The following is a 17,494-nucleotide window of genomic DNA, read 5'->3' as shown; positions in this document are numbered from 1 at the left end:
GACCCTTTCTCGATCGTTTCCGACGGGGAGCGTCGAGCGCCACGCTGCCGCTGCGCTATCGCCTCAGGCGGAGCTTCCCCTTGCTGGTTTCCGCCGTCTCGCACGTCATCGTGCCGGAAACGAGTTCGCTCGGAGAGAGACTTCCGCCTTCATCAACCGAACATTCGAGATGCATCCCATGGAGTAACTTGAAGTTTGGGGCTTGGCGCACCCGCAGGTGCCGGGCCAACTCGGCCTCAACGGCTTCTGCATCCGAGAGCGGGGTTCCCGACAGCGCGGACCGAAGGGCGGCAAGCTCCAGCGAGACCAACCTGGGATCTCCGGTCCCGTCGTCTGGTGTCACACCCAGGAACAAGTCGGGAATCCGGCCAGGTCCAGCGGGTTCACCCGCCGAAAGGGCCCCGGATAGGGAGAAGACCCGGTCCCCGGCGGCATGGAGGGCCTCGACAAGCTCGCTTGGGAGTGAGTGTTCCGCCGCGAGAGTCTCGAGTCGGGCGGAGAGAGTACGCAGCACCCGCTCAACCTCGGCGGGACGGAGGGACGAATCTCCGTCGACCGCGAAAGGTGACTTGGCAGTCGGGTTTCCTTCGGTGACGAGGAACTCGGCGGTCTCCTGCACCGGCGGCGCCAGCGCCGGGTCCACGGCCGTCAGGTCCGACTGGTCGGTGCAGTAGATCAGGCCGCCCGCCAGCAGGCAGACGGCGCCGCACCGCAGCGCGAGGCGCAGCCAGCGCGGGGCGTGCGTCGGTTCTCCGTTTGTCATGATCACGCGAAATCTCCTTTCAAGCTGCGACGCGCGGCCGCAGCGATCGACCGTACTCGCGAAGGTCAGCGGCCCCGGTGCCGGGGCTGTGGACATGAAATCGATCACCCGGAGCAGGGCCCCGGCGTACAGCCGTGGCTCGCCGTCGATCGTGGAGATGGCCAGCGCGTCACAGCACAACTCCTCGGACGCCCGCAACCTTCGGCGTGCCCACCAGGCGACGGGGTTCCACCAGAAGGCGGCGCACGCCAGCCATTCGAGCCAGCGGACGACGTGATCGCGCCGTCGGACGTGGGCGAGTTCATGCGCCAGGATGCAGCGCAGTTCGACCCCATCCATCGCGACCAGCAGGGGCGAGGGGAGTAGGATCCGCGCCTTCCCTCCGGCCCACCACACCATGGGAGACACTTGCGCGGGAGTGGCGTAAACCGTTGGGACCGCACCCAGTCCGAGGTCGCCGGCGATCTCCTGCGCGGTGCGCTGGACCGAGGGCGGCGCGACCTCCGACGCTCTCACGAGCGAGCGGTGGAAACGCAGCGTGCGAACGAGCGTCCAGCCGAGGACGGAAGCGGTGCCCAGCAGCCAGAGCCAGACGAGCCCGTCTTTGCCGTGACTCTTGAGCCAGCCGACAAGGATGGCCCCCGCCAATGGCGTCGGCTCCGCCCCCAACAAGCCCGCGGCCGCGACGGCCGCGACGGGATCGGCCTCCCGCGGCCAGATCGGAATCGAGACGAGCGGAGGCACGAGCAGGGCCGCGAGCGGCAGCAACCAGAGCCCGTGGGCCAGAGACGGCCAGCCGAGGCGGCGCTGCACGATCCACGCGACTCCGGCAAGGCCGACGGACAGCACCAGCTTGCTGGCCCCGATCTGGAGGATCAGATCCGTCATTTCTCGCTCTCCGTTGACCACCGTACCGACGACATGTCGTAACTTTACGACGTGATGTCGTATTCGGCAACCTCGGTGAGTCGACGGGCGTTTCCCACGAGCTGCGGTTTCAGATTTCGGTCGGTTTGCCTACTGTATATCCGTTGTAATGGTCGTTGGGTGGGGTGGCCGGTGCCGGTTCCTTCGCCCGGGCCTCCCTCCCGCGGAACCCCCTGCCACACGAGGTAATCGAGATGCGTACGCGCTCAGGGCTCCCAGGAAGTCTGTCGCTTGCGGCGGTGATCGCCCTCATCGCCACACCCCTCCCCGCGATGGCTCAGGACGCCGACATGGCGGCAGCCGTCGCGGCGCTCGAGTGGCGCGAGATCGGCCCCACCATCATGGGAGGCCGCATCGCGGACATCGCGGCCGTCGAGTCCGATCCGTCCACCTTCTACGTCGGTGTGGCGACCGGCGGCGTGTGGAAGACGATCAACGGCGGGAACACGTTCGAATCGGTCTTCGACGACCAACCGATGCTGTCGGTCGGGGATGTGACGCTTGCGCCCTCGAACCCGAACGTCGTGTGGGTCGGGTCGGGAGAGCCGCAGAACCGGCAGTCCTCCCCCTGGGGGATGGGCGTGTTCCGGTCGACGGACGCCGGCCGGACGTGGACCCACCTCGGGCTCGAGGCGACGCACCACATCTCCCGCATCCAGGTGCACCCGCGGAATCCGGACGTGGCCTACGTGGCGGCGATGGGCCGCCTGTGGGGCGCGAACCCCGAGCGCGGCGTGTACCGGACGATGGACGCAGGGGAGACGTGGGAACTGGTTCTCCACGTCGACGAGCACACGGGCGCGATCGACCTCGCCATGGACCCGGGCGACCCGATGACGCTGTTCGCGGCCATGTACCAGCGGCAGCGGACGTTGTGGGGCTTCAACGGCGGCGGGCCGGGCAGCGGCATCCACCGGACGATGGATGGCGGCGACAACTGGACGAAGCTCGCCGGAGGCCTGCCGGAGGGTGACCTCGGCCGCATTGGGCTCGACATCTACCGGGGCGACGGGAACCTCGTCATGGCGATCGTCGAGGCCGACGCGCGCGCCCCCGGCCAGGGCGGCGGTCCGCAGGGGCCCGGCAACCCGGATCAAAAGACGGGCGTCTACAAGTCCACCGACCGCGGCGAGACGTGGACGCAGGTCAGCACGACGAACAACCGTCCCATGTACTACAGCCAGATCCGCATCGATCCGAACGATCCGGAGCGGGTCTACCTGGGCGGCGGGAACCTGTACCGCTCCTCCGACGGCGGGAACAACTTCACGCCGGACGCGTCCTCCGAGGTCCACTCCGACCACCACGCGCTGTGGGTCGATCCGGGGAACTCCGACCACCTCATCCTCGGCGGCGACGGAGGCGTCTCGGTCAGCTGGGACCGCTCCGACAGCTGGCGGCAGCTCCGCAATCTCCCGCTGGCGCAGTTCTACGAGATCGGGGTCGACAACCGCGACCCGTACCACGTGTGCGGCGGCCTGCAGGACAACGGCTCGTGGTGCGGCCCCTCGGACACCTGGTCCAACCAGGGCATCCGGCCCCGCGACTGGTACAACGTGGGGAGCGGCGACGGCTACTTCACCGTCCTCCACCCCGACGGCGGGGAGATGCTCGCCGAGTCCCAGAACGGGAACCTGATGCGGACGAACCTGAAGACCGGCGAGCGTCTCCGGATGCGTCCGCTGGGACGCCCCGGGGAGGATGAAGAGGATCCACCCGACTACCGCTGGAACTGGGACACGCCGGTCGAGGTCTCGCCGAGCGACCCGAATACGATCTACTACGGCGGCAACGTCGTGTTCAAATCGACGGACTACGGGCAGACGTGGGAGCAGATCTCCCCGGACCTGACGAAGGACATCGACCGCCAGACGCTCGAGATCATGGGCGTCCTCGGCTCCGAGCCGATGATGTCGGCGAACGACGGGACGTCGACCTTCGGCAACATGATCTCGATCGAGGAATCACCGCTCGACCCGATGGTGGTCTACGCGGGCACGGACGACGGGAACCTGCAGGTCACCCGGGACGGCGGCGGCACATGGACGAACGCGGCGCTCAACATGCCGGGCGTGCCCGACCAGCTGTACATGACGCGGATCGTCGCCTCGCATGCCGACGCGGGCACGGTGTGGGTGGCGGGCGACAACCACCGCAACGACGACATGGCGCCATACCTCTACGTGTCGAACGACTACGGCGAGTCGTGGCGGGCGATGACGAACGGGCTGCCGGACGGATGGTCGATGAACGCGCTCCAGCAGCACCCGCGCGCGGCCAACCTCCTCTTCGCCGGCAACGAGATCGGGACCTACTTCTCGGTCGACGCCGGGAACTCGTGGCACCCGCTGCTCCGGAACATGCCGCCGGTGCCGGTGGACGACATCAAGATCCAGGAACGCGAGAACGACCTCGTCATCGGCACGCACGGGCGCGGCATCTGGATCATGGAGGACGTCACCCCGCTCGAAGAACTGAGTCAGGCGGTGCTCGCCTCCGAGATGCACCTCTTCTCGACCCAGTCGGCGGTCGCCTACAACCCGTACACGCCGCAGGGCTGGACGCCGGGCATCTTCGAGGCGGATAACCCGCCGCAGGGCGCCCGCATCCGTTACTGGCTGGGCAGCGACCTGCCGGACGCCCCGATGGCCGAAGACGATGAGGCGAACATGATGGGCCGGGTGGCCGGTTCAGGTGGTCCGTCCGCCAACGGCGGCTCGTCCGACGCCGCCGGCGCCTCCATGGCCGGGAACGCCACCATCACGATCCTCGATTCGAGCGGCGACATGGTCCGTGAACTCGAGGGCGGCGGCGACCGCGGCCTGAACGAGGTGATGTGGGATCTCCGCTACGAGCCTCCGCCGGCCGCCCCTGGCGGCGGCGGGTTCTTCCGCGCCGGCGCCACTGCGCCCAAGGCCCTCCCGGGGACGTACACGGCCCGGCTGGAGGCGGCGGGGCAGACGCTCGAGACGGCCGTCACGGTGCGGCTGGACCCGCGGGTGAACATCAGCCGGAGCGATCTCATGGCGCGGCAGGACGCCCTCATGAGCGCCTACGCGCTGGCGAAGCCGACGAACGAGGGGTTGCAGGCCCTGGGCCGGCTGCGCGACCATCTGTCCGACATCGAGGCGCAGCTCGAGGACCACGACGTGTCCGAGTCGCTGACGGCGGAGGTCGAGGCCGTGGGCGAGGAACTGGACGGGATCGGAGACGTACTCGACCGGGCCCGGGACGGTGCCGGCGTGTCCGGCGGCCTGTCCGGATACCACACCGCGCCGACCGCCGACATGCTCTACCAGCTCGAGCGCGGGTGGGACGTGCTGCCCGGCGCCATCGATCGCCTCAACGCTGTGATCGAGGACCGGATGCCGGCGCTCTTCTCGGCGGTGCAGGCGGCGGGGGTCGGCCCGGACCTCGGCGACCCGATCCAGGTGCCGTCTCCGCCCATGCGCTGACGGTCCGCTTCAGCCGCAAGCTGTCAGGGCTTCAGTAACGACCGCCCGCCGAGAGCCCGGAAGTTCGGGCTCGCCGGCGGGCGGTTTCGTTTTCGGCGGGGGGCTTGGGCTTCCGGCCACCCCGTCGCCATTATGCGCCGAAGTTCGGCATCGCGTCCGCACAGGATCTGCACAGGATCTGCACAGGGTCTTCATAAGGAGAGTCCGCAAAATGTCGTTTCTCGCCCCCCACCGGTCCGTGGCCCGCTGCGCGCCGCCCGCCATCGCGATCGTTCTGGCCTTTGCCGCAGTCCGACCCGGCGTTGCGCAGGACCTCACGACGCCGGAGACGTTCTTCGGCCACCGGATCGGCGCCGACTACGAGCTCCCGGACTACGGCGACCTCACCCGCTACTGGGAGACGCTGGCCGCCGAATCGCCCCGCATGACGCTGCAGTCGATCGGGAAGACGGCCGAGGGCCGCGACCAGCTCATGGCGATCGTCACCTCGCCCGAGAACCACGCGAACCTGGATGAATACCGGCAGATCTCGGCCCGCCTGGCGCGCGCGGGAGGGGTGTCGGAAGATGAGGCGCGTGACCTCGCGAAGCGCGGCAAGGCCGTCGTGTGGATCGACGGCGGCCTCCACGCCACGGAGGTCCTGGGCGCGCAACAGTTGATGGAAACGCTGTGGCAGTTCGTGAGCGGGACGGACGACGAGACGATGCGGATCCTCGACGATGTCATCATCCTCTTCGTCCACGCGAATCCCGACGGAATGGACCTCGTCTCGAACTGGTATACGCGGACCGAGGAGAAGACGGAGCGCTCCACGCGAGGGATCCCCGTCCTGTACCAGAAGTACGTGGGGCACGACAATAACCGCGATTTCTACGCGTCCTTCCAGCCGGAATCCGAGAACATGAACCGGCAGATGTACCGGACGTGGTATCCGCAGATCGTCTACAACCACCACCAGACGGGTCCGACGGGGACCGTGCTCTTCGCCCCGCCGTTCCGGGATCCCTTCAATTACAACATCGACCCCATGGTGATCACCGGGATCGACCTCGTGGGGGCGGCCATGCACTCGCGCTTCACGGCGGAGGGAAAGCCGGGGGCGACGCGGCGGCGCGGGGCGAACTACTCCACGTGGTGGAACGGCGGCCTGCGCACGATGCCGTACTTTCACAACATGATCGGGCTCCTCACGGAGACGATCGGGAACCCGACCCCGATGGAGATCCCGCTCATCCTCGAGCGGGTGCTGCCCAACGACAATCTGCCCGCCCCGATCGCGCCGCAGCCGTGGCACTTCCGGCAGTCGATCGACTACTCGGTGACCGCGAACAAGGCCGTGCTCGACCTCGCCTCGCGCTACCGGGAGACGTTCCTGTACCGCATCTGGCGCATGGGGATGAACTCGATCGAGCGGGGGGACAAGGACAGCTGGACGATCCAGCCCAAGCGCGTGGACTGGCTCCGCAACGAGATGCGGGCGGGGCAGGGCGAGACGGACTTCGCCCGCAACGTGGGCGGCTTCGGCGGCAGCCGCGGGACGCGCGAGGACTATGAGAAGCTGTTCGATCCCGACCTGCGCGATCCGCGCGGGTACATCCTCCCCTCGGATCAGGCCGACTTCCCCACGGCGACCAAGTACGTCAACGCGCTGCTCGAGACGGGGGTCATGGTGGAGCGGGCTATGGCCGATTTCTCGGTGGCGGGCGAGCGCTATCCTGCCGGTTCCTATGTCGTGCGGGCGGCACAGGCCTTCCGTCCGCACGTCCTCGACATGTTCGAGCCGCAGGACCACCCGAACGACTTCCTCTACCCGGGGGCGCCCCCGACGCCACCGTACGACAACGCGGGGTGGACGCTGGCGATCCAGATGGGGGTCGAGTTCGACCGCATCCTGGAGGGCTTCGACGGGCCGTTCGAGGAGATCACGGAGTGGAACGCGAGTCCCATGCCCGGCGTGGTCGCGGACGCGGGTGGTGCGGCCGGCTTCCTGTTCAGCCACGAGGTGAACGATTCGTTCACGGCGATCAACCGGCTGCAGGGCTCGGGACACGAGGTCTACTGGCTCACTTCGGCGCTGACGGAGGAAGGGAGGACGCACCCGGCCGGTACCTTCTACGTGAAGAGCCGGGGCGGGACCGCGGACGAGGTCGCGACGCTGGCCGCCGAGCTGGGCCTTAACTTCCGGGGTCTGGCGGACGATCCGGACGCCGACGCCCTGCGGCTGCGGGCGTCCCGGATCGCGCTCTGGGACACGTACGGCGGCTCGATGCCCTCGGGCTGGATCCGCTGGATCCTCGAGCAGTACGGGTTCGCGGACTACGAACTCGTCTTCCCGCAGCGGCTCAACGAGGGAGATCTGAGCGATGACTACGACGTCATCATCTTCCCCGCGGGCGCCATCGGTTCGCAGTTCGAGGAGGTGTTCGCAGGTGTGCCCGATTCCGTCCGGCAGGCGATGATGCGCCAGTTCGGGTTCGGCGCCCCGGATCCGGAGACGATTCCCGCGGAGTACCGCGATCGACTCGGACGGGTCACGCCGGGGGCGACGATGCCGGCGCTCATCGAGTTCCTGGAGGACGGCGGCTCGATCGTCACCATCGGCGGTTCGACCGATCTCGGGAAGGCGCTCGGCCTCCCGCTCGAGGACCATCTGGTCAATGGCGGACAGCCGCTGAGCCGGGAGGAGTACTACGTGCCCGGGTCGATCCTCGAGGTGACGGTGGATAACTCCAGGATCGTCGCGACGGGCGTTCCCTCGCCGCTCGCGGTCTCGTTCAACAACAGCCCCGTGTTCAGCCCATCGGCGCTGGACTCCGGTGCCGCCGCCGCGATGGGGGTGACGTCGCTCGCGTGGTTCGACAACGACGCGCCGCTGATCAGCGGCTGGGCCTGGGGCCAGGAGTACCTGCAGGGCGGCGTGACGATGGCGGAGGCCGAGGTCGGCGACGGACACCTTTATCTGTTCGGCCCGCTCATCACGCGGCGCGCGCAGCCGCACGGCACCTTCAAGTTCCTGTTCAACGCCATCGCCCTCTCGAACGCGGAGCCCGGGCGCCCGTAGGCCGATATTGAGAGGCTGGAAGCCGCCCCGCGAACCGCAGCACTAGACGTCACCGGAAGTGGCTCACCGCTTCCTCCGGAGTGCTCCCGGTCTTTCCATCGTCCTCAGCACCTACAACGCGCCGGACGAGTTGGAACTCACCCTATGGGGCTATTCGGCGCAGACTCGCCGCGACTTCGAGGTGGTCATCGCCGATGACGGCTCGGGGCCGGAGACGCGCGACCGGATCGAGTACATGCGGGAGTCCACCGGCCTCACGATCCGGCACTTGTGGCAGACGGACGACGGATTTCGGAAGTGTCGGATCCTCAACCAGGCGATCGTCGAGGCGCGCGGGGCCTACCTCATCCTCAGTGACGGCGACTGCATCCCGCGCGACGATTTCGTGGAGACGCACGCCGCGCTGGCGAAGCGAGGGCACTTCGTCTCCGGCGGGAGAGTTCGCCTCGCCAGCGACGTGGGGGCTGCGATCGACAGGGAAGCTGTGCTCGCGGGGTCGCCGTTCGAGGAGGCGTGGCTCCGGGAGCGGCAGGCGATCGTCCGTGGCCGGGACCGGCACAAGCTCACACGTTCGCGTCCCCGGGCGGTGTGGCTTGATCGCCTGACCACGACCCGGGCGACATGGAACGGGCACAACGCGTCGGCCTGGAAGTCGGACCTGCTGGCGGTGAACGGCTTCGACGAGCGGATGACCTACCCGGTCGAGGACCGCGAACTGGGCGAACGCCTGCGCAACGCGGGGATCCGCCCGCTACAGGCCAGGCACCGGGCGGTGTGCGCGCATGTGGAGCACGCCCGTCCCTGGCTCGATCGTGAGGCGCAGGCGAGAAACGCTCAACTGCGGGCCGAGACCCGGGGCGTGCCCCGGTGGCTGCGCTTCTTCGAAGGTCTCGTGCGAGGACCCCACTGGACGAAACACGGTATCCACAAGGGACCACGCCCCGACGGAGGTTGACGTGATGCAGAGGCCAACTCTCGTCCTCGCCGCCCTTGCGCTCGTCGTCGGGGCCTGCCGCGAGGGGTCGCGCGCTTCCCGGCTCGCTGCGGAGCCGGAGTTGTCAGGTGCCCATTCCGACTTGACCGCTCACCTCGAACTGAGAATCGACGAAGCCCTCGACCCTGACTGGCCGCTCACCAAGGTGGGTGACGTCGTCATCGGTCACGATGGACGCCTCTTCGTGTCGCAGCCTCAGGCGCGAGCCGTCTACGTCCTTGACGAAACCGGCCGCGTCACGGACACCATCGGACGCCAGGGTGAGGGTCCGGGCGAGTTCATGGGGTTGGCCGCCCTCGGCCTCCTCGGCGACACCCTCTTCGCGAGCGATCCGGATCTTGGGCGCGTGAGCTTCTTCTCGCCTGATGGCGATTTCATCCGGTCACGCCAATGGATCGCCGACATGGAGCCTCGGCGGGTCGAGGACGGGTCCCAGCTCCTGCTTCTCCCCGGCCCACCGGTCGCTCTGTTCAGCGGCGGATCAGCACTCGTGAGGCCGAACATGATGCTCCTGCCCGAGCCTCCCGGCGAGGAGGTGCGCCGGACAACCCTGCGCATTCCCCTCCTCAAGATCGACGCCGAATCCAGGGTGGTCGACACGCTGGCGTGGGAGGAAACGACGAGCGCTACCGTGGGTTTGAGGCGTCGCGGCTCCGTGTTCCAGATTGCCGCTCCATTCCAGCGGCATCCGCACACGGCCATCATGCCGAACGGCGCGGGCGTCGTCGTAGCGCGCGACCTTGAATCGGGCAGGGCGAGCGTGTCGGTGAACCGGATCGGCCCCGGGGCCGATACCCTGTTCTCCCGCAACTACACGTACCGACCGATTCCGGTAGCTGAAGCAGACCTCGAGCGATCACTCGGTGATCTCACGGTCTTTCCTCCGGACGTCGACGGCGGTCCCGATGGTCCCGACTTCATGCGACCTCTGCGGGAGGCTGGTCTGGTTCCCGAGACGCTGCCGCCGGTCACAGGCCTCGTGGCAGGGCAGGACGGATCCATCTGGCTGCGTCGTGAGGAGGGGGCGGCGGACCGGATCGCCTGGACCGTGCTGGAGAAGAACGGCGAAGTGCGAGGAACGGTCAGCCTTCCCTGCGGCCATCGGGTCGTCGCCGCGCTGGAGACCGTCATGGTCGCCGTCGAGGAAGACGAATTCGACGTCCCGTCCGTTCTGCGTTACCGCGTGACGCGGTAGCCGGAGCGAAGCCGGCGCTCGAACCGTTCGCGGCTCGCAGGATCGGGTGGGCGGTCCGCGTGCCACAGATGAAGGACGGGCACGGCGTACCGTCCCTCCTTGCGGCGGACCCCGTTCCGGATGAGACGGGCGACGAGATCGTTGTCCTCGAAGCCCCAGCCCTCGTAGCCCTCGTCGAAGCCGTTCACGGCCAGGAAGTCCGTGCGCCACAACGCGAAGTTGCAGCCCTTCACGCCCTGCCACTTGCGCGGCGACACCCGGCGTAGAGGGCCCAGCGGCACGCGGAGCAGAGGCGTGAACCGGTCCACCCGCCCCCGCAGCCGCTCCACGAGCCAGCGTGAGGTGCGCCACCGGCCAACGGGGAGTCCGCGTTCGAGCGCGGTCCGCGAGAGTCGGCGGTCGAGGCGGACCCTGCTGCCGTGGACGAAGTGTCCCGGCTCGGCGAGCCGCGCGTGCCGCCGCAGGAAGTCGGGCCGAACGACGCAATCACCGTCCAGGAAGACGAGGTATTCTCGCTCGGTCTCGGCGGCGGCGCGATTCCTGATCGCGGCGAGGCGGTATCCGCGGTCCTCCTGCCAGACGTGCCGCAGAGGGTAGCCGAGTTCTTCCGCCCGACGCGCGACGAGGGCGCGGGCGTTCGGGCCGGAGCCGTCGTCCGCCACGACGACCTCGAAACGGCGATACGTCTGGTCGTCGAGGCTCCGCAGCACCGCACCCAGGGCGTCGGGGCGCTCGTAGGTCGAGACGATGACCGCGATGTCGAGCGCGATGGACGCAGTCACCGCAGATACCCCGCCCGCTCCATGACCGGGCCGAACGCGGTCTCGATGCGGGCCGCGACGCCCGGGTTCATCTCGTCCTTCCAGCCGTCCGCACGTCCCCGGCGGATGAACCGCCCCTCGCCTCGGGCGCGGCCGACATACGCCTCGGCGCCGTGTCGGTCCTCGACCTCCTTCATCGCCTCGAACGTCCCGCGCGCCACGGCGCGGGACAGCCTCGCTTCGAACGATGCCGTCCTTGCCGCCACGTCGCCATCGCCGTCGGATCCTCGCGCAGACGATATTCGTACCGAATTCCGTACAAACGTTCCCGCGGGAACGCCTTCCGCGGAGGCGCGTCCGACGAACCCCGCGACGCGCCGGAGCGCCGCCTCACGGTCCTCGACGAAGTCCTCGTAGCGAGCGAGGAGGATCCGGTCACCCTCTTCCGCGCGCCGCAACGCCGCCGAGACCTGCCGATCCCAGCGCGCCAGATGCCGGTGCCAGGAATCAAACGGAGCGGTTCCCGTCAGGTATCCGTTGACGAATGCCGGCAGCGTCATGGCGCGGTCGCCGAACATCGTCACGTACATATGCCAGAACGAGACGAGGACCGCCCTCGGATCCCTCACCAGATAGAGAGTCCCGGGGTAACGCCTCGGGTGCCGGGGGTACTCGTTCCGGAACACACGCGGGTTCGGCAGGTGCGCGTAGGCGGCGATCTCTTGATCGCGGCCGTGCACGAACGGGACGTAATCGCCGACGTTGTAGAGGTTGACCTCGCCCTCTCGGTCGTCGGCCAGGAACACCGCCAGCATGTAGCCGACCCAAGTGTTTCCCGACTTTGGATGGCCGACGAGGAACACGTCCGAGGGCCTCAGCGAGTGGAGGAAGCGAGGCTCGCTCAGCCGGTTCCGGAGCCCATCCCGCAGCCGGTAGTAGCCCACTCGGCGTTTGGTTCGTCCGAACCATCGCTTCAGCGCCGGCTTCGGGCGCAGGGGCGCCTTCGGGGGCTCGAGGCGCGGGGGTCGGGGCGGCCCCGGGGGCCGATTCACCTGGCCCATGGTACCGGCCGTCCGATCAGTTCCGAGACTTCGTCGGCGTCGAACGCGTACGTGCGCTCGAGGTGGTCGCGCACCCACTCCGGCATGGGGACGGGGTCGGACGCGTTCACGGGCCGGGTGAGCGAGGCGGAGTCGGCCACCGCGAAATCCACCTCGAGGAAACCGAGCAGGTCGTGCAGCAGGACGTCCGGCTTGTCCCGGATCTCGTCCAGGAAACCGAAGAAGAATTGGTCGCGCGGGAAGTGCGTCATCCAGGCACGCAGACAGCTCGCGTAGTCGCTGCGACGGCGGACCGGATCGCTGTCGAAGAAGGAGACGAGTTCGTCACGGCCCACATCGCTCAGCGGCGTCCCCCGCCACCTTGGGAAGCCGCTCCGGGCCTGCGACCAGGCGCGCTCGATCGGGTCGCGCATCATGAGGATCAGCTTCGCGTCCGGCATCCACTCGGCCACGCGCCGGATCACCGCCGGTTCGAGGATGGCGTAGGCGGGCGTGATCTCACCGCGGATCGTACCTCCTGCCGGGGCGCGGAGGAAGCGCGCGAGGTATCGGAGCCGGTCGTAACGGTCGCGCGCAGCCCCGCTCCCGCCAGACGCGCCGAGCTTCCGGTCGAAGAAATGGATCTCCTTGCGACCCATCCGGATGTCGGGATGCGTCGCAAGGTGCGCCGCCACCCAGCTCGTGCCTGCGCGCGTGGCGCCGATGCCGACGAAATGCGGCATCCAGCGGGACAGTCCGCGTCGGCGCGCCGGGGTCGGATGTCGCCGAGCCGGGGGGCCGTCGCCATCGCTCGCGGCTGGCCGCACGTATTCGGCGGCCTCGATCTGGTCGTCCAGGAACGTCGCAGGCAGCCGACGAAACGCGCCGTCCGCTCGCCCTCCGCGCAGCCGTTGGAACGTTGCCCACTCCCGCCGTTTGCGCGGCGAGGGGAACTCCGTCGTCGACCAGTGATCGAACTCCTCCTCCTCCAGGAACTTGAGTTCGTAGAAGCAGACCGGCGCGAAGTGGTGGGTGCGAAGCCAGCGCGGGCGGATGAGCTGCTCCCAGTGTTTCCTCTTGTGAAACCTGACGTCATAGCTGCAGGGGGCGATCCGCACCTCGCGGTTCACCTCGCCGCGCGGCGCCCGAAACGACCCGTCGACCGTCTGGTACACGGTCTGGCCGGCAAGAGACCAGGCGGCGGGCCAACCGCGCCCAAGCCGGGCAAGTAGTCCGGCGAAGGCGTCCCGCTGCTCGCGGACGAGCACCATGTCCGCGTCCCACTTGCAGGCATGGCGTCTCGTGCAGCGCGACAGCGCCCAGTTCGTGAAGTAGACCAGGGAGTGCAGCGAGTCCTCGGGAGTCCGGTCGTGCTCGGTTCCAAAGCGCCCGAGCGCGAAGGGATAGGAATGAAGGCGGATCTTCGCCCCCCCGGCGGCGGACGCCTGCACATGCCGCACGATCTCGACCGTGTGGTCCCGGCTCCCGTTGTCGATCACATGGATCTCGTCGAACACCGGGAGGATCGAGCGCAGGCAGTGTTCGATCTTCGACCCCTCGTCCTTCGCGCGCACGAAGGCGCTCGTGCCCGGCGTCCGATGCCGACGCGGGAGGGCAAACGAGAACGCCCCGTTCCCTTCCCGGTTACGGAACTCCAGTTGGCGGGGGCGCAAGGAGGGTGACATGAACTCGGACCCGGGGTGACGGCGTGTGCGGTGGCTAGAATCCGGTCCCCTCGGGATCGCTGTCAAGCTGCACCGCTGCCGCCGCCGTCGGATTGCTCGGGCCTCCGACCTCCGTCATCTCTTGCGCTCGATGGCGGCGGATCGCACACAAGATGAATCGTTCCCGGGCGCGGACCCCGTCCGGATTATCGGCGACAGTCCGTTGCTGCGGTCCGCCGACCGGGCGAGATGCGGAAGCGTATCCGGGGCGGGTTGCTCATCGCCGTCGATGTCGTGCCACCCGTGGATCTGGACGTTCACGCAGGCGGGTGGCAGAACTGGTCCGGATGGCGCCTGGCCCTCGGGCGCCTGCACCCGTTCGGAAAGTCGGGAGACCCGCCGGGGATCGTGTCGATTCTGCAGCGCGCCGGTCAGCTGCCGAGCCTGCAGACACGCAGGGCACGGATCGAGGCGGAGATCGCGGACCTCTACCTCAAGCCGCCGGTGCAGCAGTTCAGGATCCTGTCAGCATGGAGGTGCTTCGTACACATGGCGCCTCAGGCACTCGTTCAACCTGTCCGCGAACACGTCCGGCTGTTCTCCTCGAAAGAGTTCGTAGTGCGTGCCCTCGATCCAGTGGACTTCGCGGCCGCCGCGAGCGACCCTCTCCCAGGATTTTCCGACTGCAAGCGAGTCGAGGGCGCGGATCCACGATCGCCGAGATCGCAAATGCACGATGTGATCCGGGTACGGCAAGACCTCGTGCCTGCGGGCCACGGTCGCGTGGGTGCGGAGCCCCTCGTCGGCGATGCCGTACAAGCGCCGTCTCAGCCAGCGAATATCCGCGCGCCGGGCGAAGCGCTTCAAGCGCAATACGTTGCAGGTGCCATACAGGACCTGATACAGCGCGGCGACCCACCCCGCTACGTGCACCGGGGGATCTAGGATCGCCAGGAAGTCCACCACGTCCCCGCCCTGTGCCAATCTTCGCGCCACTTCGACGGCGTAGATGCCGCCCACGGAGTAGCCGAGCACGTGGTAGGGGCCTGCCGGCTGCGCCTTCCGGATCTCATCGACATACCGCGATACGAGCGATTCCATCGAGATGTCGCGGATCCGGCCCAGGGCACGGGCGGAGGGTGGCCGCAAGCCGTACACGGGGTGCTCGGAGGCGAGTCGCGGCACGAGGTCTCGAAACGCGAACAGGTCGCCGTCACCCGCCGGAAAGAAATAGAGAGGCGGCGCCGTGCCTGACTCGCGCAGGGACACGAGCGTGGCGGCGGCGGGATCGACCGGGTCTCGGGCCGAGTCGCTGTCGGTGGCACGCCGGGCGGCGACCTCCCCGAGAAGCAGCATGCGCTGATCGGGTGCGAGTCTCGCGCTGACGTAGGCCGTCACGTCATCGATCGTGAGGCGGTCGTTCAGCAGATGAACCGGCAGCCTGACCTCCGTGTCGTGCTCCACCGTCGAGATGAAGTCGAGGGCCGTCAGGGAATCCATCCCGAACCCGGCCAGAGGTCGCGCCGGATGGATGCTCTCCGCCTGTATTCCCGCCAGCTCGGCAACGCGGTGCCTGACGAGTCTGTCGAGTGGCGTCGAGGGCGCCGGAGGCGGACCGAGGACGGGCCCGGAGAGGGTGGCGCGGGAGGCCGCGATCGTCTCGCAATCGTCCGTTGCGGGTGTGATCGAGGGGACCCACGGCGCCGTCCCGATCTTTCCGTTCACGGCGCACTGCTGTCCCATGCGCAGGAGCGTGGATCCCGGGCCGATCTCGACGAAACCCGGTGGCTGCCGGGCCATGAGCGTGCGCATCGCGGCGACGAACTGAATAGGCTCGGATACGTGCCGCAGCCAGTACTCCGGCTCGCAGATTTCCCCATGCATCGGGGTGCCGGTGAGGGCGGAGATGTACGGAATCCGCGGCGGGTGGAAGCGCACGGAACGGACCGTCTCGCGATACTCGGCGAGTATCGGGGCGATACTGGGCGAGTGGGTGGCCTGGGACACCTCGAGCGGAATCACGCGAATGCCGGCCTTCTGGAACTCCGTCCCGACGCCGTCGATGGCGGTCGCACCGCCGACCAGCACTACGGTGCCGGGTGCGTTGACGGCTGCGACGGTTACACCCGGGTGGTCCTCACCCAGGGTCTCGGCCACGCGTGCCTCCGTTGCCTTCACGGCGAGCATGCGGCCGTCGAAGGGCAGCCCCCGGAGAAGTTGCCCCAGCTTCGAGAGCATCCGGAGTCCATCCTCCACGCGGAAGACACCGGCGGTGACCGCAGCGGCGTATTCTCCCACGCTGTGGCCGAGAACCTGTCCCGGTGCGACGCCCCACGACGCCCACAGGCGGGCCAACGCACATTGCAGCGCCAGAGTGGTGGGGCAGCTGTACAGGATATCGTGAACACGCGCACGATCTTCGTGCGCCCCGTAGAGTACGTCGAGAACCCCGGGCGAGAGGTCGGGCGAGAGCGCGTCGTGACATCGTTCCAGCGTGTCACGGAACACGGGTTCCGCTGCGAACAGGGCCTCGCCCATGCCTTCGTATTGCGATCCGAGGCCCGTATAGAGGAAGGCGGTCCCGGGCTCTGCTGCGCTCACCGCGGCGTTGCTCGTCGGTTCCATGCCGGAATATGCTCAACCCTCAGGCGTCCAACTACCATCGGCACCATCAGGCGGAGTTGACATGACCACATCGACCCTTCGAGCGATCCCGCGGCTCCACATCGCGGTGTACCTCGCCGTCATGCTTGCGTCTGGGACCATGCCGGAGAGGACCGCGGCTCAGGAGAATCCCGACATCCTGGTCAGCACCCCGTGGCTCGCCGAGCACAGGGACGACCCCGACGTCGTCGTCCTGCACGTCGGGATGGCCCGGATGGGCCCCACTACCGAGTTCGTGCAGGGCGCACACTTCCTCGAGTACCACGACATCGCCGTGGAGCGGAACGATCTCATCACCGAACTCGCGCCGGTCGAGGATCTGGTCGAGGCGTTTCGGGCTGCCGGCGTCTCCAACGACAGTCATGTCGTCGTGGTGGGCGACCTCGGCCATGTCTCGGCGCGCGTGTTCATGACGCTCGACTACCTGGGGCACGGAGACCGCACGTCCGTGCTCGACGGCGGGATGGCGGCGTGGAAGGCGGCCGGCGGCGAAGTTTCGGCCGAGTCCGTCCCGCCGACGCGCGGGAACTTGGAGGCCGACGTGCGAGAAGACATGCTCGTCACCGCGGAGTGGATCGAGGAGCGCCTCGGCGACCCCGGGGTGACGCTGATCGACGCGCGGCCCGACGACGAGTACACGGGTGAGCGTCCGGGTCGGGATTTTCTCCGGGGCGGCCACATCCCCGGCGCCTACAACCTCTACTGGCAGGACCTCACGCGTGAGGAGATCCCGACGCTTGTGGAGATGGCCGAGGTGAAGGCGCGCTTCGAGGAGGCCGGGGCGACGATGGACGGCGTGGTCGTCAACTACTGCCTCATCGGCATGCGCGCGAGCTACACGTACATGATCTCGAGGTATCTGGGCTACGACGCGAAGTTCTACGACGCGTCGTGGAACGACTGGGGCCGGAGGCAGGACCTCCCGCTCGTCGCGGGTCGAGATCGCAGGTAGCTTCGAGAGGTCGATTTG

Annotated in this window: 10 protein-coding genes; 5 read left to right on the top strand and 5 right to left on the bottom strand. The window is 68.2% G+C overall.

Going from position 1 to position 17,494, the window contains the following annotated elements:
• Positions 1 to 55 precede the first annotated feature (55 nt).
• Complete coding sequence (locus ACOOHF_RS05330; protein WP_420463687.1) at positions 56 to 1,651, bottom strand: M56 family metallopeptidase; 1,596 nt, start codon at positions 1,649 to 1,651, stop codon at positions 56 to 58.
• A 233-nt stretch (positions 1,652 to 1,884) separates the two neighbouring features.
• Between ACOOHF_RS05330 and ACOOHF_RS05325 the strand changes: the two genes are divergently transcribed.
• From ACOOHF_RS05325 to ACOOHF_RS05310, 4 genes are all read left to right on the top strand, one after another.
• A complete protein-coding gene (locus tag ACOOHF_RS05325; protein ID WP_420463686.1) occupies positions 1,885 to 5,145 on the top strand; it encodes a VPS10 domain-containing protein in 3,261 nt (1,086 codons plus the stop codon).
• Positions 5,146 to 5,356: 211 nt separating this feature from the next.
• Positions 5,357 to 8,206: a M14 family metallopeptidase gene (locus ACOOHF_RS05320; protein ID WP_420463685.1), complete on the top strand. Its 2,850-nt coding sequence runs from the start codon at positions 5,357 to 5,359 to the stop codon at positions 8,204 to 8,206.
• Positions 8,207 to 8,264: 58 nt separating this feature from the next.
• Complete coding sequence (locus tag ACOOHF_RS05315) at positions 8,265 to 9,161, top strand: glycosyltransferase (RefSeq protein ID WP_420463684.1); 897 nt, start codon at positions 8,265 to 8,267, stop codon at positions 9,159 to 9,161.
• Between the two features lie 4 nt (positions 9,162 to 9,165).
• On the top strand, positions 9,166 to 10,395 hold the full coding sequence (locus tag ACOOHF_RS05310; protein WP_420463683.1) for a 6-bladed beta-propeller: 1,230 nt from the start codon (positions 9,166 to 9,168) through the stop codon (positions 10,393 to 10,395).
• On the opposite strand, the gene ACOOHF_RS05305 is transcribed toward ACOOHF_RS05310, so the two are convergent.
• From ACOOHF_RS05305 to ACOOHF_RS05290, 4 genes are all read right to left on the bottom strand, one after another.
• A complete protein-coding gene (locus ACOOHF_RS05305; protein ID WP_420463682.1) occupies positions 10,377 to 11,177 on the bottom strand; it encodes a glycosyltransferase family 2 protein in 801 nt (266 codons plus the stop codon). The two genes, ACOOHF_RS05310 and ACOOHF_RS05305, sit on opposite strands and share 19 nt — an antisense overlap.
• Positions 11,174 to 12,100, bottom strand: a complete 927-nt coding sequence (locus tag ACOOHF_RS05300; protein WP_420463681.1) for a sulfotransferase domain-containing protein — start codon at positions 12,098 to 12,100, stop codon at positions 11,174 to 11,176. The genes ACOOHF_RS05305 and ACOOHF_RS05300 overlap by 4 nt, the downstream gene beginning before the upstream one ends.
• 104 nt (positions 12,101 to 12,204) lie before the next feature.
• Positions 12,205 to 13,881, bottom strand: coding sequence for a hypothetical protein (locus ACOOHF_RS05295; RefSeq protein ID WP_420463680.1), 1,677 nt, complete (start codon positions 13,879 to 13,881; stop codon positions 12,205 to 12,207).
• Positions 13,882 to 14,385: 504 nt separating this feature from the next.
• The gene (locus ACOOHF_RS05290) at positions 14,386 to 16,461 is read right to left on the bottom strand and encodes an acyltransferase domain-containing protein (protein ID WP_420463679.1); all 2,076 of its coding nucleotides are present in this window, start codon (positions 16,459 to 16,461) and stop codon (positions 14,386 to 14,388) included.
• 85 nt (positions 16,462 to 16,546) lie between these two features.
• Between ACOOHF_RS05290 and ACOOHF_RS05285 the strand changes: the two genes are divergently transcribed.
• Entirely contained in the window at positions 16,547 to 17,476 is a 930-nt protein-coding gene (locus ACOOHF_RS05285; protein ID WP_419933976.1) for a sulfurtransferase, read from the top strand.
• Positions 17,477 to 17,494 lie beyond the last annotated feature (18 nt).

The sequence above is a fragment of the Candidatus Palauibacter sp. genome (assembly GCF_965216145.1).
GTDB lineage: Bacteria > Gemmatimonadota > Gemmatimonadetes > Palauibacterales > Palauibacteraceae > Palauibacter.
The sequence above is the reverse complement of the archived record's forward strand: the minus strand, read 5'-3'. Positions and strand labels throughout refer to the sequence as shown.

What these genes read in the sequence shown, in the direction of transcription:
- ACOOHF_RS05330 (WP_420463687.1), bottom strand. Translation starts at nt 1,651, where the DNA reads ATGACGGATCTGATCCTCCAGATCGGGGCCAGCAAGCTGGTGCTGTCC.
- ACOOHF_RS05325 (WP_420463686.1), top strand. Translation starts at nt 1,885, where the DNA reads ATGCGTACGCGCTCAGGGCTCCCAGGAAGTCTGTCGCTTGCGGCGGTG.
- ACOOHF_RS05320 (WP_420463685.1), top strand. Translation starts at nt 5,357, where the DNA reads ATGTCGTTTCTCGCCCCCCACCGGTCCGTGGCCCGCTGCGCGCCGCCC.
- ACOOHF_RS05310 (WP_420463683.1), top strand. Translation starts at nt 9,166, where the DNA reads ATGCAGAGGCCAACTCTCGTCCTCGCCGCCCTTGCGCTCGTCGTCGGG.
- ACOOHF_RS05295 (WP_420463680.1), bottom strand. Translation starts at nt 13,881, where the DNA reads ATGTCACCCTCCTTGCGCCCCCGCCAACTGGAGTTCCGTAACCGGGAA.
- ACOOHF_RS05285 (WP_419933976.1), top strand. Translation starts at nt 16,547, where the DNA reads ATGACCACATCGACCCTTCGAGCGATCCCGCGGCTCCACATCGCGGTG.